Genomic DNA, 19,963 nt, shown 5'->3' with positions numbered 1-19,963 from the left:
TGCATGAGCAGAATCCCGCAAACCTTTATAGATGATCTACTCAACCGCCTCGATATTGTCGAGGTGGTAGACCCCCGTGTAAAACTGAAAAAAGCGGGCAAAAACTACAGCGCCTGCTGCCCCTTTCACGACGAAAAGACCCCATCGTTTACGGTTAGCCCCGACAAACAGTTCTACTACTGCTTTGGTTGCGGCGCTTCTGGCAACGCCATCGGCTTTGTTATGGAGTACGACCGCTCGAGCTTTGTCGACGCGGTGGAAAACCTCGCGAAGCTAGCCGGCTTGCAGGTGCCCAGAGAAGAGTCGCGTACTAACTACGTCCAAGAATCGCGGCAGAAAAACCTCTACGCCATTCTCGACAAAGCGAGCACCTTTTATCAAACCCAACTAAAAAGCCACCCCCAAAAACAGCGCCCGGTACGCTACCTCCAAAATCGTGGCCTAAGCGGTGCAATTGCCCGCGACTTTGGCGTAGGTTACGCGCCACCCGGTTGGGACAACCTGCTCAAGGCACTCGGCCAAACCGAGGCGGACCAAGAATACCTGACCGAAAGCGGTATGCTGATTGAACGCGACGAAGACCACCGCCGCTACGACCGGTTTCGCGAGCGGATTATGTTCCCGATTCTAGACAACCGTGGCCGCGTGATCGGCTTTGGCGGCCGCGTTCTCGACGACAGCAAACCAAAATATTTAAATTCGCCGGAAACCCCAGTCTTTCAGAAAGGCCGCGAGCTCTATGGTCTGTATCAGGCCCGTCAAGCAAACCGCGCTCTCGAACGTATTCTTATCGTAGAAGGCTACATGGATGTTATTGCACTCGCGCAATACGACATTCGCAATGCCGTCGCGACACTTGGCACCGCCTGCGGAGAAGAACATCTACGTCTGGCCTTCAAGCACACGCAAGAAATTGTCTTTTGTTTTGACGGCGACAACGCCGGTCGCACCGCCGCCAAACGCGCCCTAATGGCGGCACTTACTTCAATGGAAGACGGCCGCCAAATACGCTTTTTGTTCTTAGCAGAGGGACAAGACCCCGACACATTGGTTCGCCAGATTGGCGCCGAACGCTTCCTTGCTCAGATTAAAAATGGCGTTCCATTGGAAGACTTTGTCTTCGAAGTCGCCGCAGAAGGTATCGATATCAACAGTATGGATGGCCGCGCTCGATTCAGTAAAATCGCCGCGCCCATGCTCAACCTTCTGCCCTCCGGCATTTACCGTGAGTTAATGTTCACCAACCTCGCAAAGCGTACTGGACTTAGTGGAACAGTGTTGATGGAGCTGACACAGGAGGCCTTAGTACTCCCCACTTCCGCCCCCAAACAAAGCCACAGTAGCCAACTGCTAGGCGTTCCGACAACGAATTCAAGCCCTAGCACCACAGCCAACAAGGCCGCCCCCGAAACGCCAAACCGCTCAGAGGACGGCGTGACGCCAAAAGACACATACCCAGATATCAGCGAGCCCGATGTTGATCCACAAGCCGACCACCTGGCCGATTACTACAGCGAGCAATTCGCCGCCCAAGCAAACGAATTACCACTACACGAACTTGGCAGCCAGTTTCAGCAACGTCGCCCTGACGACAGCGTTCCAGCAGCCAAACGTTCCAGCATAAGCCTTAATCCGGTGCGTGCGGCAACCCTGCTGCTACTTGATAATCCGCAGCTACTAAAGAGTGTTGGTGAGCGCCCACTATCAAAGGAGGGGCCTGAGCCCGACCTAGCCCGCCTCTACAACCTTATCGACTACCTCGAAAAACGCCCCGACAGCAACTTTAACAACCTGCTCGGCCACTGGGGCGGGACTTACGGCCTAGAGTCACAGCAAGAACTTGCGAAACTCCTCGCCAGCCACGAACTCACCCTCGACGCGGCGGTGGCCGCCACCGAACCGCAGGCCGTCATTCGCGATGCCTTTGCCAAAATTAATCGGTTAATCCAGCAGCAACAGCACAAACTCAGCTTTGCCGAGCTACAAGCAAAAGGCTTGGCTAACCTCAGCGACGCGGAAAAAGACCTGTATCGCGAACTCATTCGCAAGCACTAAAAGCGGCCACCTACCGCCGTTCTTATTGAATCGACCGAACTTAACAGCTTGCAGCCAGTCAAACAGGCTAACTCGGGCAAACACTCGAAACAGCGTCTAAACTGCAGCAACAGTAGCCGAAGTCGAAATTAAAGACCCCAAATCACGTGAATACTGATCATCTGGGGTTGATTCTATGGCGAGCGAACCCATATACCGCTATAATCGCCGGCTTTCCAAATACCACCCACTCTCTATCTTTCCGCAGGAATATTAATGAGCGAACAGGCCCAAAAACAGTCTCGAATCAAAGAGTTGATTAACCGAGGCCGAGAACAAGGCTATCTCACCTACGACGAAGTAAACGATCACCTTCCGGACGACATCTCCGATCCCGATCAAGTTGAAGACATCATTCAGATGATCAACGACATGGGAATTCGGGTATACGAAGTCGCTCCAGATGCTGATGAACTTCTGATGACTGATAGCGAAGGTTCCGCAGACGAAATTGCTGCCGCCGAAGCTGCCGCAGCTCTTGCCGCAGTGGAAACCGAAGCAGGCCGAACCACCGACCCCGTACGCATGTACATGCGTGAAATGGGTACCGTCGAGCTGCTAACCCGCGAAGGCGAAATCGCCATTGCTAAGCGTATTGAAGAGGGTTTGCGCGAGCTAATGCACGCCGTGGCTTTATGGCCAAATTCGGTGCAAAAGCTGATGGACGAATACGACCTAGTCGAGAAAGAGGAGCGTCGACTCACCGACGTTATTAGCGGCTGGCTCGACCCTGCTGACGACGTCACGCCCGCAGCTCCTGTTGTCGCTCGACCAGCTGCAGACGACAAAGATAAAGACGACGATGATGATGAAGATGAAGAAGATGAAAACGAAGGCGGTATCGATCCAGAATACGCCCGAGAACGCTTCGAAGCATTGCGCGCTCAGCTAGAAAAAACCAACAGAACGATCAAACGCTTTGGTCGCGACAGCAAAACTGCTGGCAAAGAGCTGGAAGCCTTGGGCGAAGTGTTCAAATACTTCAAGCTGCCGCCACGTCAATTCGACCCACTCTACAATTATGTGCGCGATATTCTCGCCCGCGTTCGCGCAGAAGAGCGCGAGTGTATGCGCCTCTGTGTTCGCGTTGGTGGCATGCCGCGCAAAACATTTGTTAAAGAATTCCCCGGCAACGAAATTCACGAAGCCTGGATTCCTGACATTATCAAGAAAAAGCGCGACTATTCAGACTCATTGCGCAGCGTTGATTCCGATATTCTGCGCTCTCAACGAAAACTGAACCACATTCAGGAAGAGACCGGCCTAGACCTTTCTACCATTAAAGAAATTAATCGCCGCATGTCAATCGGCGAAGCTCGTGCCCGTCGCGCGAAAAAAGAAATGGTAGAAGCCAACCTGCGTCTGGTGATTTCAATTGCAAAAAAATACACCAACCGCGGCCTGCAGTTCCTCGACCTTATTCAGGAAGGCAACATCGGCTTGATGAAAGCGGTCGACAAGTTCGAATACCGTCGCGGCTACAAATTCTCAACCTACGCTACTTGGTGGATTCGTCAGGCCATTACCCGCTCGATTGCCGATCAGGCACGCACCATTCGTATTCCGGTGCACATGATCGAAACCATCAACAAGCTCAACCGTATTTCTCGTCAAATGCTTCAGGAAATGGGCCGCGAACCCACTCCAGAAGAACTCGGCAAGCGTATGGAAATGCCTGAAGACAAGGTTCGCAAAGTATTAAAGATTGCCAAAGAGCCAATCTCCATGGAAACGCCTATCGGCGACGATGAAGATTCACATCTTGGCGATTTTATTGAAGATATCTCTATTACCTCACCGGTAGAGAGTGCGACGTCTCAAGGCTTACAAGAAGCGACTAAGTCTGTACTCGCGGGCCTTACCGCTCGTGAAGCCAAAGTATTACGCATGCGTTTCGGTATCGAGATGAACACCGACCACACCCTCGAGGAAGTTGGTAAACAATTCGATGTAACCCGAGAGCGTATCCGACAAATCGAAGCCAAGGCTTTGCGCAAGCTACGTCACCCCAGCCGCTCCGACCACCTACGTGGCTTTTTGGACGACTAAACGACTAGTTTTATCTGCAGCGGCGCACTATAATGCGCCGCGTTTTACGTCTCAAAGGGCCTTTAGCTCAGTTGGTTAGAGCATCCGACTCATAATCGGCAGGTCCCCAGTTCAAGTCTGGGAAGGCCCACCATTTTCAACATACATATCGTAGCGCTAAATAGCTTCCACCGTATTTACAATAGTCTCCGAGGGCTTAAACACACCAAGCCCACCTCAAAATACCGTATACACCAAACCCCTTTCACTTTTTTATGCCGCACTTATCAATAAGTTACATTCTTCGTTTCTTGAAAGTGAACTAGCGGGAAGCTCTCAGTAATTAAAATTACCGGCTTGTGGTCTACAATTATCCGGTAGGTACGAGAAACCAAATCTACGTCTGGGTAAGGCGGTACAGCATCCTCTTGCTGAGTCATCATTTGCCGGCAGCTTCCACCAATATCGAGAATCTCTCGATAGCTTTCGATTCCACTATCGCGAATAAGAACGCCAATACCGATCGTACCGCTTTCTAAAGACGATCGGATATCATCCGGCAGTGCGGAGAGGCGCACGATAGAAAATGCGGATGCATAAATACGCCCCGACTCTTCGCCCCGCAAATGCACCTCGCGAAGCAACACATTTTCGCCTTGCCCTACGTCTAACCAATTTACGGCGCTATCCGTTTTAACGGTAGTAAGGCGAATAGTATCGACCTTTACCGGCTCCCAAAAGTATGCCTCTAACGATTTTGTTACAGTGCCATCAGTAACCAATAGAGTTCTCAATAGTGGCGGCAACGCCTCCATCTGAATAGCGTCCCGATCTGCCCAAGGGATAACGGCATCAGACAAATACCCCTGACTTCTGAAGGCCCCAAAGAAGGGCGAATCCTCGCAACAATCATAATAGTGGTGCAACATATCGAGATCCTTTTCAATTAGATTTTTAATTTATACCCTAAAATTCACACCCACAACACTATAGTCGTGAACAGCCTGCGTCGAACCGCCCGGACGATATTAGCTAGCTGCCTGCCCAAGATCTGCGGGATAAAAATTGGATAACCCGTACAGTCAAAGCAAGATTGGAACCAGAACCGATAGAGCTTTTACTTTGCGAAAAGTACAGTTACTAGAGTAACAAAAAATCAACGTCGCGCTTACCTATTCTGCGAGCACTCCCCGGCTATTTGCACGCACTAATACTTTTAACCCATATAAATATCAACAACCCACACCTTAGCAGCAATTTCAAAACCGATAGCCGCCATGATTTATTGCCGTAATCTATACACAAAAAAATGCAGCGACGAAGGTTCACAATTTTTCACAAACTCAGAATACATTCTGGATGTAATAAAAAAGTCGATGGCGTATATTGCAACGCGGAACAACAATCTATTGTTGCTCCGAAATTGAAATAGCGTACTGATGTTTATTATCAATATATTCGTATTTTCACAAGGAGCGTTAACCGTGATTCATAGTACATACCAGCCCCCCCTCTTCAAACTCATCTCGATATTTTCACTTTCCATTCTTTTCTTTACAGCCTTTGCTGCTAACGCAGCGTCATTTACACCACCCTCTGCCAAGGCTCCCGATTTAGAAACACGATACATAGTCAAATTTAAAGAACCTATGCAATCAGGAAGCCGAACGGCAACAGCGACGGCCGCTATCTCGCTCACTAGAGATAGCCTGCTCTCAGCGAATGGTGCAGAAGTGAGGACCCGCCTTCCTCGCATGAACGCGGTATCGGTAAAAGTAGGAGACAAAGGCCTTGCCAAATTGCGTGGCAATGCCGATGTAGAGTATGTCGAGCTAGATCAACCGCGACGATTTCTTTCACAATCGAGCACTTGGGGGATAGGCGAAGTTGAAGCAACTTTAATTAGCGATGAGAATGCCGGTGCTATAACCGTTTGTATTATCGATTCGGGTTACGACATCGCCTCACCAGATTTAATGGACAACAACCATTCCGGTAGCAATGACTTCGGCACCGGCAATTGGTTTGAGCCTGGCGGCTCACACGGCACCCACGTGGCCGGCACTATTGCAGCGGTCAACAATAGCGAGGGCGTTATCGGTATTTTGCCAAACCGCCAAATCAATATACATATCGTAAAAGTCTTTAATGAAAGTGGCTGGGGTTACTCATCATCCCTTGTCGCAGCCGTTCAAACCTGTGCGGACAACGGCGCAAATGTTGTGAATATGAGCTTGGGCGGAGGCTTGCCATCCAATACTGAACGCACGGGTATGAGCCGTGTAGCTGACGCTGGTGTACTGCTGATTGCAGCGGCGGGCAACGACGGCAATAGCGCGCTCTCCTACCCAGCCTCATACGATAGCGTAGTGTCAGTTGCAGCGATTGATAGTAATCGAGATCAAGCGGAATTTTCGCAGTTCAATTCGCGAGTAGAGCTATCCGCTCCTGGTGTAGCCATTCTTTCAACGGTTGGCGTTGGCGATGGAGTGCAAAGCTCAATCACCCGCACTGACGGCACAGAAGCCGTTCCCAACGCTGTAGTGGTTCCGCAGGACCATTACATAGTGAATGGCGAAAGTTATCTCTATAGCGTTCTCACTGGCGAGGCAAGCGGTGAACTAAGCGAGTGCTTACTGAGCGATGGCGGTATCTATAACTGCGGAGACATGACAAATAAGTTATGCCTAATCGAACGCAGGAACAATCAAGCCCCAGGCGTGTACCCCGAAGTCGACCCTGTCCTCGCATGCGTTAATGCTGGCGCTGAGGGCGTGATCGTTTACTCCAATCTCGATCGCCCCGGCTTACAGAGCCCATTTCTAGTTGACGAAAATGCAGCGGTAAACATTCCTACCGTTTCCGTGGATAGAGCCACTGCCGCGACCCTGCAGTCAATGCTTGGAACAAGCCTCACCCTTAACACTAGGTCTGGTACCGATTATGCGTTTTATAACGGTACATCGATGGCGACGCCGCATGTAGTCGGAGTGGCTGCCTTAGTTTGGAGCCAGTTCCCTGAATGCGGAGCGCAAAACATTCGCGACGCGCTAGCCGCCACTGCAATAGATCTTGGCACTACCGGCCGCGACGATATTTTTGGGTTTGGATTGGTTCAATCCGCAGCAGCTGTTAGCTATCTCTCCGCTGAAGGGTGCGAAACTCCACCAGCTCCCCCGGTTGTGATCGAGCTGGCAAATAAACAAGCTCTGGTCAACCTGTCTGCTGAAGCTGGCGAGGTGTTAAATTTCTCTTTACGAGTGCCCAATGGCCAAGAGGACTTAACATTTATAACTGCAGATGGAACCGGAAACGCTGATATTTTTGTGCAACGAGGGCGCTTACCAACCGCAGAAGACAACGCCTGCGCCTCAGCGCAACAAGGTAGCTCCGAGCTATGCATAATCACCAACCCGCCCGGCGGACGATGGTTTGTATCGGCTGTCGCCGCCGAATCGTTTAACGGTGTAACCCTTGTTGGTGGTTTCAACCCGCCAACAACATCCAGCAACACCTTTACCAATAATCGTAATGTGCGCATTCCAGATAACGACCCTCGCGGTAGAGCGAGCGTCATTGAATCTAGCTACGACGGCGTAAGCGGTTTGGTAAAAGTAGAGGTGCGAATCAAACACACCTTCATCGGAGATCTACAGGTTGACGTCATCCACCCAGATGGCACGTCGGTTACAGTGCATCAGAATGAAGGTGGCGATGCGGACAATTTAATTGCCACTTACTTTGTTGATTTTGGCAATCGCTCTGCACTGGGGCCATGGCGCTTGCTCGTAAGCGACCTAGCAGGAGCTGATACAGGTATGATCGACAGCTGGACGATCACCTTTGAGTAATTAGATATAGCGAAAAAGAAGTGCAGGAAAAACAGCCTACGGGCTGTTTTTTTCGCATTTTATTTGTTGGGAATATGAGACAGCCTGCTGATAAGCAAAGTAACAAATTTAACGTTTAAACAGCGGCAAATTTAAAACATGGGCCAAGTGATGAGATTTAATACCAGTGGGGTCTTTACGCCAACTGCGCTCTAACGATTGAGCATAACTTTCAACGAGCTGCGCTACCGCTTCGCTACGCACGGTTGAATTCGATTCAAGTGCGGGGGAGATAATGACTTTAACTCTGCCACTCACTTCAAGCTCAGCCGTTACAGGCAAGATAACCGCCCCAGTATCAAACGCCAGCTCCGCGAAGCTCGTTGAAACTTTCCTCTCTCGCCCTAAAAAACTAACAGGAACACCGGCGACGCCTTGCAGCCCATCTGGAACAATATGCAACACACCACCCTTGGACAGTAGCTTCTGCGCTGCTCGTATAGGCTTTAGCAGAAACTTCTTTCCAGCGCCCACCTCAAGAACCATTAGGTTTTCTCGATTGGCAGCACCAATTTTGGCAAGTACATCAAGTGACTCTAATGAATGTAATGGCACGTCATTGCGGGCAATGGCTAAAGGGACACAACGGCTAGCTCCAAAATGACTATTAACTAGTACAACACCCTGGCTCGACTTTATTGCAGACTTTAAATACTCAAGCCCCTCAACCGACACCCACTCTTCAAATACCGCTGGGCTAACATGAGAAAGCGCATATAAACGCCAGTCGTTCGCACAATTAGATAACAAGTACCGAGAGGCCATCGCTTTATTCATTTCTCGACTCGTGTCCAGCTCTTTGAACCGCAAAAAACGAACCACCGCCTGCTTAAACACTAGAGCCTGCAACAGACTACTTGATGTGAGCGCCGCCATTACTCGACTGCCGAAACCATAACGCACTGGAGACAACGCCCAATACCAAGCGCGCGCCAGCTTAACCTTTATGGATTTGGCCATTCACCTATACCCGCTGAAATATTCTAACTGAGAGGTAGCGGGTAAAGCCCGCCAATAGAAAAGAGTGTGCGCCCTATTTCGTTCGAACGTACGCACTTAGTGTCTGAATGTTTTGAAAAATACTTTCCTCAATATCATCGTCATCCACTTCGATATCGAATTCAGCCTCAAGCGCATTTAGCGTTCGCAACTGAACCATGGAGTCTAAGCTCAGCCCTCCATTTATTAACTGCGTATCAAAACCTAAATCGGCCTCGGCTACTGAACCTTCAAGTATCGTTAATAACAACGCTTTAATACGTTCTTCTACACTTTTGTCCGTCATTTTCTCTCCAGCAATGTGAATGGCCAATTGTTAGAATAGCCATTAATTTAAACGGTTGATTAACAACCCAACTTAAAATTTATTCTCGCCGTTGTGGCGAAGCTATTAGGCAGGTTGCTCTATCAAGTATTTTCGAAGCACTTTCCCCAAAGGGCTTTTGGGTATCTCTGTTCGAAATTCAACAATTCGCGGCACTTTAAAATCGGCAACCCTACCAAGACAGCAATCGCGAATATCTTGTTCATTACACGGCTCTTTTAGTACAACAACAGCCTTAATCACCTCTAAGCCGTAACTGCTTTCTACCCCCACAACCACGACCTCTTTCACCTTCGGGTGCTCGGCGATTAAATTTTCTATTTCTGCAGGGTCAACTTTATTTCCAGCAGCATTGATAAAAAACTTCTTCCGCCCAGTAATAAATAAATGTCCGCCTTCATCTAGGTAGCCTAAGTCACCAGTCCAAAACTGATCGCCTCGAAAGGATTCTTTGGTCGCCTCGGCCAAGTTGGCATAACCGCTCGTCATAGCGTTACTACGCACTACAATCTCGCCGTTTTCGTTCGGCCCCAACATGCCATCTTCACCCGCAATTTCGATACTGACATTATGCAAAGGGCGCCCCACTGACCGCCACAAGTCGCCAGTTGTAGCGCCGGTATTCAAACACATTGCGCCGGTTTCGGTAGAGCCATAAAGCTGGCGAATGGGAACACCATATTTCTGCAAAAAGCGTTGGTAAGTTTCCTCGTCAAGCGCGGCACCTGCCGAAAAAGCTAAACGCAACGCTGGCAGCGGCTCGCGATCTATCGACGGAGCTTCGGCGAGGATGCTAAACATAAACGGAACGCCGGGAAATATTGTAATCGCGTGCTTTTTCAGCACTGACATTACCGCTTTACGGCGAGTAAAAGAGGTTAGCGTCACCAAGCTTGCGCCCGAAGCGGCAGCCGCTAGGACACCATTGCCAAAGCCATGCGCGTGAAAAAATGGCGCAACAGCTAATATTTTGTCGTCCTCAGTAGTCTTAGCAGTATTACGGAAATTCTCAGCTTCGCTCACCAAATCACCAAAGCTTCGCATTACCCGTTTAGGTTTACCCGTGGATCCTGTCGAGTATTGATACAAAGCAGTTGCAGCAGGATCTACGGCTGTAGAGATAGGAAGGGATTCATTGGCGGTGAGTAAATTAATATCATCTAGATTGATCAACATGCAAGGCGTTGACAGGCGTGAAGTTACGTCCTCAATAACGGACGCTGCGCTACCAAAGGTAACAGCGGCCTTCGCTTGAGCATCTTCGAAGTAGAATAAAAGCTCGTCAGCCTTGTATGCAAGGTTGAGAGGGACGATCACCGCTCCTAACTTTGAGATTGCGAAGGTCGCAGCAACAAACTGAGCACAATTAGGGAGCAACAAAATGACTCGATCACCAGCGGTTATGCTTTGCTTCTGCAGCGTACTAGCAATAGCTGAGGCGAGTGTTTCAAGTTGTAGATATGTCAGCTCGCAGTCCGGTTCAACGATCGCGACACGAGAGGGGAACTTGGCAGCCGTTGCTGCAAACATTGAAAAAAGCATCTAGGATTTTACCGCTTGAGTCTCTAGCAAGCACCACCGCTAGGGATGGTGCAACGACCTACAAAGTAGCGGGAAGGATACTGACAAACTCGGTCTATCGCAATCGCGAACCTATTTTCAAAAACTAAAGCGCTTTTTGCGGTTGAATTGTCACTAACAAAGCATGGCCTCGGCCGCCAAAAGCAAGAGGGGAAACCAAATCAATGTGTAATTCTCCACTTGCAACATCTAGCGTGTAGGCGTTTACATGGTGACCTAAAGGAGAGAAGTAATGTACAACCACATCAACCACTTGATCTATCATTGGGAGCGCCAAAGAAATGGAATTTATAGTTTCAGCCGCAGATCCGTCGTCAGCCCAAATGACACTTGCCAGTAAACTAGGGTTTCGTGTGGGTACGAGCTGAACTTGCTGCAAGTTAAAATTTGAGTCAGTAAAAACAATTTCAGATACGCTAGTTGTTAACGGCGAGTGCCCCAAAAAATCATACAAAGTATCCAGCGCATGTCCCGCGCTAGTATTTGAATTTGGTCCATCTAGATTCCAATCGTATAACGCTACTCGGCTCTGTGCTGGCGTAATCTTCTGACTGTAGAACCAGTCTAACTGGTTTGCCACAGTGCGCAATGCGCGACCGGCACCCTCCCCAGACGAGGCCGATCTATGCCCAATCTCTTCGGTTGTCCAAAGCCCCGTTATAGTCCCGGCGCCCACCCAGCGATCCCAAATTGGCTGAATTTTCCCTGTCGTACCGATGTAATGGACAGAAATTATATCGACCAACTCAAAGACTTTTTTCCCCTGCAAACTTGGCGCAAAATCGCCTTTCAGCTCATACCCTAATAAGCTATCTAGCCATGCCTGCGCTTGCGGTGTACCGCCGTCGCCAATCGAACCAAGCACTAGCTGTACGGTATCTCGGTCGCCATAGACCTGCAGACTCGCATCCGATGCCGCGGCGATTGTAGGCGCCAAATAATATTCAACATAAAACGGGATTATCGCCTCATCGTATTCTTGAGCCGCACCAGGCACTTCTAGGCCATGTGAAATCCCCCAGCTGCGAATATTCTCACTCATCGCGACTACAGTTATCTCGTTCCCCAACTGATAGAAAACCTTCGATTTAGTTGGATCTAACTCTCCCAACCCTAAAACCTGCGACCTCACTGCGTCGCGCCAAACGGCGACCCCCCCAGAGTGAATCAAGTCCAAATACTCAGCCATTTTCTCTGCATTTTTGGTGTAACCCGGGATAGGAACCATCACATCACTCTTCTGAAGACGAGTCGCGAGCCGCTCCTTTAAGGTGTCTACCTTTCCGGGGTCCACTACCAGTTCATATCCAGTAATTGCGCCAAGCCAACTACGCAACCAGCTGGCCCACTCCGGCGGTTCAGTATCATCAACGATACCAATATAAGAGGTCCAGCACGGCAAGGTATATAACGCTGATTCTGGAGAGCAACGATCGGCGACACGCCCAATATCTGTACCTGTACCTGTTCCTGTTCCTGTAACTGTTCCTGTAACTGTTCCTGTTCCTCTAACTACGGGTGCAGCCGAGACTTCGCCAACACTCGGAGCCATCTCAGTAACAGAGGGGGAAGAACCCCCACAGGCTGTTAGCAGAAAAAGTACCAGTGACGCAAAGATGGATATTACAAACCGTGATATAGGAATCATTAAAACTGCCCGACTTCAAAACGGAGAAAAGAAAACCGCGAAAAGATATATGATTCAATAATTGTAACCGCTGAAAGAAAAAGCACCACCGCTCGACGGTCAAAATTGAGACTTTACTACCAAATAAGCAGCGCAACTTCCCAGCCCAACAACCCAATACAAGACAGCACTAAAGTACCAAACCCATAATGTTACCAATATACTCACAAAAACTCAGCTCATGCTGTGTTAAATTCCTGCAGAATCATTTTCCGAGCAACAATAAAATCAACCGTCACGGACCAACCGAATTTCGGCTCATATTTTGCACTGAAGAGCGGGCAGGTTCGAAAATGTTAAGGCTGCGATTCAAATAACACTAAAGCAAGCCAAGCAATACCATTTTCAGAACTGGAACTGACAAAACAACTAAGGAAGGAGAAGAAGAGTTGAGTTATAACCCTGGGGGGACCGCTGAGATTCAATCTACAGCAACCGTATCGTTAGACAACGCTAATACAGATTTTGGAGACCTTCCGGTAACGGACTACTGGCGAGACAAGCGATCTGTCCGCAGGCATTTTAATGGCCCAGACAGGCGCCGATCGCCGAGTCGCCGTCAAACGACGTCACAGGTATTTGGACAAGATAGGCGCTCCGCGCAAACCAAGCAAAAACTCAAACAAGCGCATCTACTACACCAAATGTTCTTGCTCGCAGGAGACGGTCTAACACTGGTAGTGTCGCTGCTCATTGTTGCAGTTGTGACTTTCGGCGCCTCGGAGCAGGCCATCAACGCCGCGAAACTTATTTGGCCCTCACTTTGGGAGTTCGGACTCATAGTCTTTACTTTCTTAAGCTATAACTGGCTAAAAGGGAATTACACAAAAAAGCTTTCTATCGCAGACACCCTTAATGAGCTTTCAAAATCTGTTTTTGTCGCTATTTCGTTACAGTCCGTACTTGCCGGCTTAGTCGGCAATCGCGCACTTCTACTCGGCCTACTCGCGACCTGGGCTTTAGCCTTGGCACTGATTCCGTTCACCCGCCTGCTCATCAAACACAGCATGTATCAACGCGGCCTCTGGGCACAACCAACGGTTATTTTGGGCGCAGGTCGAAATGCGGTTAAAGCCGCCAAAGCCATTCAAAGTGACTGGCTACTCGGCTATCACTTGGTCGAGTTTATTAACTTCAGAGACCCGTTACACACTAAAACCCCGTTTGTCACTCAGAACTCTATATCTATCGGGAACCACAACATTCCCGTGCGAAACATACAAAACATCAATAGCGAGCTATTCAGTGCGCTAGGTAACCCGCACATTGTTGTCGCTATCGACTCATTAGATTTCTGGGAAATAATCCGCATGCTATACGAAGCGGATGTACCCTATTCAAGAATCACCATTGCCCCCAGTATTGGCGGTGTACCAATGATAGGTTTGGCAATGACACACGTATTTCGCCACGACGTGCTAATGCTAACGGTACAAAATAACCTAGCGCGATTTATTCCGCGGCTCATAAAACGTAGCTTCGACTTAGTAGCAGCTTCATTTCTCATACTCCTCGCGCTACCGCTATTTGCTGTTTTAGCCGTAGCAGTTCGCTCAACAGGACAAAACATCTTTTACGGTCACAAGCGAATAGGCAAAAATGGTAATTATTTTAACTGCTACAAATTCCGCTCAATGCACAATGACTCTGACCGATTACTAAGAGATCACCTCAAACAAAATCCTGCGGCGCAGAAAGAGTGGCAACGAGACTTTAAGCTGAAAAACGACCCCAGAATTACAAACATAGGAAAGTTTTTAAGGCGAACAAGCCTCGATGAACTTCCACAGCTGTGGAACGTAGTGATAGGTGACATGAGTTTGGTCGGACCTCGCCCCGTAATCGACGAAGAAATTATTCGCTATCAAGACAAGAAAGGTCTTTATCAAATGGTTCGCCCCGGCATCACCGGCCTGTGGCAAGTTAGCGGCCGCAATGACGTAACTTACGAAGAGCGAGTCAACCTAGATACCTGGTATTCCAAAAACTGGAGCCTTTGGTACGACATAGTTATTTTATTTAAAACCCTTAACGTTGTGATCAAACGATCTGGCGCATATTAGTAGAGCCTACGGTCACATTAAGTAAAAAATAGTATCTCGCCGCTAAAATCCAGTGGAAGAAATACTTTTTGACGATATGCAGAATGTAGCAAATACATTACAAACACTATTCGCAAAATTGATCTTAGCGCCCGCAGCAAGACTAAAGCCGCATCGCCAATATCGTGCAAAAATAGTAACCATGAGTTAATTCATAGATGTCAGACACAGAACAAAAGTTACAAGATCCACAAAATAAACCGACGCGAACAGATCAAATGCAGCGCTACACCCTGGTGCGCAGAATCCTTAGACGAGTGCCCTACAGTCTAGGTACGAGAGTTTTAAATCTAACACTAATAAAAATGCTGTTGCGGTGGGTCTTCAAAGCTAACTCACGGCCATTGCAACACCTAAATCAACACCTAAATCAACACCTAAATCAACACCTAAAACAAAAGCCAATCAAACCATGGCAACGAGATACGTTTATCCAAGTTAATTTCCTTTCTAACTGGCGCCTCAGCACCCTGCCACTTGCCTCAGAACCTACATTTAATCGTTACGTATCTTTTTCCGGGTTAGAACATTTAGAGCGCTATCGAGGCACGCGCGGCATCATCCTCTGCAACAGTCATTTCGGCGCAGGAAAACTTGCCGCGCCACTACTAGCAAGAAAGGGCTACGAAGTGCTTACCCTAGACCGAGTAAACAGCTACAACTACGCAGGAAAAGCGAATCTTACGCAACGCCTAACCTGCGTGGTAATGGGTACGCGCCACCAATCCAACTTCTTGGTTAAAGCTTTATTTAAATGTCAGCGAACACTTTCAAAGAAAGGCATCGTGCACTTAGTGGCCGATGGATATCGCGGCAACTCTGCTGTCGTCACCGATTTCCTAGGGATGCAACGGGAATTCCGCACAAGCTTTGCTGATTTAGCGCTCGCGGCAGACGCTGTTGCAGTTCCGATTGTTGGACGAATAAAAGCAAATGGGGAAATCACAATAGATCTTTTACCTCCCATAGACCCAAGAGATATCGAAGGCAGCAACGGCGACAAAGTTGAAACTATGTGTAAACACTACAGTAAACTATTAGATACTCTGTGGCGAGATGAACCTGAACAGGTTTTCAAACACGACATACGCGTTTTATTTGATCATTCACAATCAATTTCAAACACTATAAATACGCCGGCAGAGGCTTAGTTGTGACAACACAGATACTCCCGAACTTTATTATTATTGGCGCCGCACGCAGTGGTACCTCATCGTTATATGAATACCTACGGCAGCACCCGGACATATTTCTAAGCACTCCAAAGGAACCAATGTACTTTGCGTTCCCCGAGCAGAAAGTTAATTTTAGCGGCCCGGGCGATGCGTTGCAGATAAACAAAAAAGCAGTAACTGCACAAGATGACTACCTAAGCCTTTTTCAAGGTTCGGGCAACTGCGCCGCGGTAGGTGAAGCGTCGGCAAATTATTTATACTCCACCGAAGCTGCAAAAAATATAGAGAAGCTTATCCCCGACGCGAAGTTAATCGTAGTTTTACGGAACCCCGTTGAGCGAGCTTATTCCAGTTATCTATACACATTACGCGATGGGCGTGAGCCACTCGGCAGCTTTGAAGAAGCGCTCGAAAAGGAGCAGCAGCGTATTAACGATAACTGGGAGCACTTATGGCACTATCAAGCAATGGGGTTCTATCACCAGCAACTATTGCGCTATACAAAACTGTTCAACAACGACCAGCTAAAAGTCATTTTACAGGATGATCTTCAAGCCAATACCGCCGAAGTTGTTCGAGAAACATTTGAATTTCTCGGTGTAGACTCATCATACAGACCATCCACCGATGTAAGTTACAATCAGGGAGGAAAACCTAAAAGCATAACGCTTAATCGTCTCCTGACCCGACCGTCCCTGCTAAAGACGCTACTGCGTCCGATTACACCAAGGTTCGCGCTAGAGGCCTACGTTAAGTTTAAGCACAAAAACTTAACTAAACCTGAGCTAAAACGAGAGACCTACAATAACTTACTTCATGAGTATTCGTCTGACATCACCCAACTACAGGCGCTGATCAATCGGGACTTATCACATTGGTTAAAAGAACGAGATGAATAAGATAACGCCACCTAATTTTCTATATATCGGGCCAGATAAGTCAGGCTCGACCTGGCTGTATAAAGTTTTGTCGTCTCACCCACAGTGCTTTGTTCCTGACGCAAAAGATATTTACTTTTTTGATAACTACTACGAGCGCGGATTTAATTGGTATCTAAATTTTTTCAAGAGCGCACCAACCACTGCAGCTGCCATCGGTGAAATTTCTCACGGCTACCTCTTTAATGCCGATACTCCCGCACGCATTAGAAAAGACCTACCAACCACCAAGGTACTAACAACACTTAGAAACCCGGTAGAGCGTAGCATTTCCCACTACTTCTACCTCCGCGCTAGTGGGCTAATTACCTGCTCTCTTCAGGACGCCGTAAGCATACGTCCCGGAATAATTAACAGCAGTCTCTATTTTGAACCAATAGCTCGATACCTAAGCGCCTTCCCGCAGGAGCTTATTAATATCAGCTTTTTCGAAGAGCTATCGAGCAACCCTCAGCAACATGCGTTCTCAATATTTAACTTTCTTGAGATTGAGCAATTACAATGTACCGATTTCGCCGAAAAAGTGCGCGAGGCTAGGCAGCCAAAAAATGTAGCCCTGGCAAAACTCATGAAATTAGCGGCGTTAAAGGCTCGTGACATGGGGTTTGCTTCAGCCTTGGGGAAAATAAAGAACAGTAAAATGATAAATACTTTTTACAAACCACTAGACGCAAAGGCAAAGAATAGTATTACCGATAGCGACCGCGACTGGCTTCTAACGCATTTTCGCGACGACATTTTGCGGCTGCAAGACTTGCTACAACGAGATTTACAACACTGGCTGAAGGAAAAGGCATGAGCGTAGCCACCACCAAACCCAACTTATTTATTGTCGGGCAGCCAAAATCAGGCACTAGCGCGCTGTTCTCATTTTTACGACAGCACCCGAAAATAAATGCTTGCTCGGCAAAAGAGCCTAGCTACTTCTGTACCGATATTCGCTCGCAACACTTCCATTTAAGCAAAACTCCGCGAGAACTGGGCAACTACCTCGATTTGTATCCACAACGTACCTGCGATTATGCGATGGAGGGCTCCACATCTTATTTGTACTCAGCCACGGCAGCGCAAGAAATCTATGCTTTCAACCCCGCGTCTAAAATTATTATTTTGCTACGCGAACCTGCAAAGTTTTTATTTACCTATCACAAACAGTTGTTGAGAAATAGCTGCGTCTTTGAAGAAGTAGACAGCTTTGAGGATGCGCTGGCGCTTGAGCCGCGGCGAAAAAAAGGTGAAGCCTTACCCGCTGGCGTATTTGACGAAAAGTTTTTGTTCTACAGTGAGCGCCTTCGTTATGTTGAACACATATCGCGCTACGCTCGGCTCTTCCCAAAAGAGCAGATACAGGTAATTGTTTATGATGATTTTCGCGATGATAATGCGGCGGTAATGAATCAGGTTTGGCGCTTTCTTGAGCTGGAACCGCCATCAGAGCTAAAACTAGCCGAAGTAAACCGCCAAGTAGCTGTACGCAACCGCCGTGTAAAGCAGTTTTTAGATAAGCACCTTTTTGGTTTTAAAGCATGGCTAAAGCATGGTACGGCAAAGCCACTCTTTAAAATACTTCGACGCCTATACCGATCTGTGATTTTTTCCGGCGAGCTATCGGAAACATTAAACCCAGAAACCGAAAAAAAACTAAAACAACAATATTACCCAGAAGTAGCACAATTGAGTAAATACATGGACCGCGACTTAATTACACAGTGGGGCTACACCGATGCAGCACCCGCAAGACAAATTTCAGGCTAGAAGTGAGCAAATATTAATTTACTGTAAACTTATATTTGAGGAGCGATTAACTTTGCAAAGGTTTCGGCAATGTCCGCCTCGAATCGCTCTTGACTATTAATATCCAGCACTCGGTTTTGTATGGCTTGCAACTCTGAGCGGCGGTATGCAGCGCTTAGGCCGTGTATCTTATCGGCTATTTGTTCAGCTGAACTGGACTTAAAGCGATAGCACTGCGGCAACTGGTAATCTTCCGTAAACGGGAGATCCGATACAAGAACAGGTTTCCCGCGGAATACAGATTCGAGAAACACGAGGGGCAACCCTTCATAATGAGAGGGCATTATCACAGCGTCGATTTCGGTTTTCAAAAGTGCGGCTAGCGGTCCGGCTTGCAGCCAGCCATGAAATTCAAATGATGACTGAAGGCCGGCGCCATTTACCATTTGCTTTAGCGATGCTAAATCTGGCCCGTCCCCCACGATATGAAACTGAACGTGGATTCCACGAGAAGCAAACAGCTTTGCAACTTCAACCAAAATGTTTTGGTTTTTTTGCTTAAAGACCACTCGGCCAACAACCGCAAAATGTTGTTTGTTTGAGCTACGCTTCCCAAGTGTTTCCGGTGGGTCGACAGGTGTCTCGCCCTGGAGTGTAACGGGATTATTTATAACGTAGACAGGAGTGCTTGGTACAAGGCGCTGTAAAAAATGCCTTTGAACATCGCTAATGGTCAAATAAAATTGGCTCATTCGGTATAGCGGAATTGAAATAATATCCCGCAACCGAGCAAAACGATTTCCAAGCTCAGTATTGGTTTGGCCAAACGGAATATAAGAGCCGACTTTAATGCCCGCTAAGCGCGCAGCAATTAGTCCTCGCACACCCGATTCAATATACCCTTGTGCGACTACAATGAGGTCCGGCTTAACACTTAAGAAAAGTTTTTTTAGGTAGTATATATCGAACTCGCCATTATGAAGGATACGCGGGTCCTTACAATGAAACGGCAATTGCACTTGCTGTATATCGCCATTAAACAAAGATGCCGTACCAGGATAGTAGTAAGCACAATGTACGTCCCAATCAGGCTGGGACGACAAATAATTTGCGATTTGCGCAGTTAATATTTCATGTCCACCAATAGTGTTAGCGTCCATATAGAAAAAAATTCGTTTAGCTTGCAGCATTACAGTAGTGTCCGGTGGTTGGGTAGGCTTTTTTTGAGGCAAGCGTATTATTTTATTGGGCGAAAGAATCGAATTCATTATAACGTGAATATCAAGATCTAAAACTCTCTAAAATTTTTAGTATTTCGTTATTAAATCGCTTATTTACGCGACATTCAAACCACAGCACAAGTACAATGTCGAGCAATGAAACGCTCGGCCTAAGACAATAATAGGATTG

14 protein-coding genes and 1 tRNA gene are annotated in these 19,963 nt (G+C 47.8%); 9 read left to right on the top strand and 6 right to left on the bottom strand.

Features of this window, described 5'->3' with window-relative positions; genetic code table 11:
- Positions 1–3: 3 nt before the first annotated feature.
- The 3 genes from dnaG (at position 4) to IDZ20_RS03915 (ending at position 4,276) form a co-directional block, all read left to right on the top strand.
- Entirely contained in the window at positions 4–2,055 is a 2,052-nt protein-coding gene (gene dnaG / locus IDZ20_RS03925; protein WP_188150112.1) for a DNA primase, read from the top strand.
- A gap of 255 nt (positions 2,056–2,310) precedes the next feature.
- Positions 2,311–4,143, top strand: coding sequence for an RNA polymerase sigma factor RpoD (rpoD, locus tag IDZ20_RS03920; RefSeq protein ID WP_188150111.1), 1,833 nt, complete (start codon positions 2,311–2,313; stop codon positions 4,141–4,143).
- A gap of 56 nt (positions 4,144–4,199) precedes the next feature.
- Positions 4,200–4,276 (top strand) — tRNA-Ile (locus IDZ20_RS03915).
- A gap of 133 nt (positions 4,277–4,409) precedes the next feature.
- On the opposite strand, the gene IDZ20_RS03910 is transcribed toward IDZ20_RS03915, so the two are convergent.
- A complete protein-coding gene (locus tag IDZ20_RS03910; RefSeq protein ID WP_188150110.1) occupies positions 4,410–5,051 on the bottom strand; it encodes a chorismate--pyruvate lyase family protein in 642 nt (213 codons plus the stop codon).
- Positions 5,052–5,606: 555 nt separating this feature from the next.
- Between IDZ20_RS03910 and IDZ20_RS03905 the strand changes: the two genes are divergently transcribed.
- A complete protein-coding gene (locus tag IDZ20_RS03905; protein ID WP_188150109.1) occupies positions 5,607–7,973 on the top strand; it encodes a S8 family serine peptidase in 2,367 nt (788 codons plus the stop codon).
- A gap of 108 nt (positions 7,974–8,081) precedes the next feature.
- Here IDZ20_RS03905 and IDZ20_RS03900 read toward each other — a convergent pair whose 3' ends face one another.
- The 4 genes from IDZ20_RS03900 to IDZ20_RS03885 form a co-directional block, all read right to left on the bottom strand.
- A complete protein-coding gene (locus IDZ20_RS03900) occupies positions 8,082–8,972 on the bottom strand; it encodes a lysophospholipid acyltransferase family protein (RefSeq protein WP_188150108.1) in 891 nt (296 codons plus the stop codon).
- A 73-nt stretch (positions 8,973–9,045) separates the two neighbouring features.
- Positions 9,046–9,297 carry a phosphopantetheine-binding protein gene (locus IDZ20_RS03895; protein ID WP_188150107.1) on the bottom strand — a complete coding sequence of 84 codons (252 nt, stop codon included), beginning with the start codon at positions 9,295–9,297 and terminating at the stop codon, positions 9,046–9,048.
- A 105-nt stretch (positions 9,298–9,402) separates the two neighbouring features.
- Complete coding sequence (locus tag IDZ20_RS03890; protein ID WP_188150106.1) at positions 9,403–10,878, bottom strand: class I adenylate-forming enzyme family protein; 1,476 nt, start codon at positions 10,876–10,878, stop codon at positions 9,403–9,405.
- A gap of 124 nt (positions 10,879–11,002) precedes the next feature.
- Positions 11,003–12,565: a hypothetical protein gene (locus IDZ20_RS03885; RefSeq protein ID WP_188150105.1), complete on the bottom strand. Its 1,563-nt coding sequence runs from the start codon at positions 12,563–12,565 to the stop codon at positions 11,003–11,005.
- A 428-nt stretch (positions 12,566–12,993) separates the two neighbouring features.
- Here IDZ20_RS03885 and wbaP point away from each other — a divergent pair, with 428 nt between their 5' ends.
- The 5 genes from wbaP (at position 12,994) to IDZ20_RS03860 (ending at position 18,574) form a co-directional block, all read left to right on the top strand.
- Positions 12,994–14,667 (top strand): undecaprenyl-phosphate galactose phosphotransferase WbaP, encoded by a 1,674-nt coding sequence (gene wbaP / locus IDZ20_RS03880; protein WP_245792091.1) that lies wholly within the window; start codon positions 12,994–12,996, stop codon positions 14,665–14,667.
- A gap of 197 nt (positions 14,668–14,864) precedes the next feature.
- Positions 14,865–15,857: an LpxL/LpxP family acyltransferase gene (locus IDZ20_RS03875; RefSeq protein WP_188150104.1), complete on the top strand. Its 993-nt coding sequence runs from the start codon at positions 14,865–14,867 to the stop codon at positions 15,855–15,857.
- Positions 15,858–15,859: 2 nt separating this feature from the next.
- A complete protein-coding gene (locus tag IDZ20_RS03870) occupies positions 15,860–16,780 on the top strand; it encodes a sulfotransferase family protein (RefSeq protein ID WP_188150103.1) in 921 nt (306 codons plus the stop codon).
- On the top strand, positions 16,773–17,618 hold the full coding sequence (locus tag IDZ20_RS03865; protein WP_188150102.1) for a sulfotransferase family protein: 846 nt from the start codon (positions 16,773–16,775) through the stop codon (positions 17,616–17,618). The genes IDZ20_RS03870 and IDZ20_RS03865 overlap by 8 nt, the downstream gene beginning before the upstream one ends.
- Positions 17,615–18,574, top strand: coding sequence for a sulfotransferase domain-containing protein (locus IDZ20_RS03860; RefSeq protein ID WP_188150101.1), 960 nt, complete (start codon positions 17,615–17,617; stop codon positions 18,572–18,574). Before IDZ20_RS03865 ends, IDZ20_RS03860 begins: the two co-directional genes overlap by 4 nt.
- 29 nt (positions 18,575–18,603) lie before the next feature.
- On the opposite strand, the gene IDZ20_RS03855 is transcribed toward IDZ20_RS03860, so the two are convergent.
- Positions 18,604–19,743: a glycosyltransferase gene (locus IDZ20_RS03855; RefSeq protein WP_188150100.1), complete on the bottom strand. Its 1,140-nt coding sequence runs from the start codon at positions 19,741–19,743 to the stop codon at positions 18,604–18,606.
- Positions 19,744–19,963: the final 220 nt, after the last annotated feature.

This window comes from Teredinibacter waterburyi, assembly GCF_001922985.1.
In the GTDB taxonomy this organism is placed as follows: Bacteria; Pseudomonadota; Gammaproteobacteria; order Pseudomonadales; family Cellvibrionaceae; genus Teredinibacter; species Teredinibacter waterburyi.
This window is presented reverse-complemented; position numbering and strand designations above follow the sequence as displayed.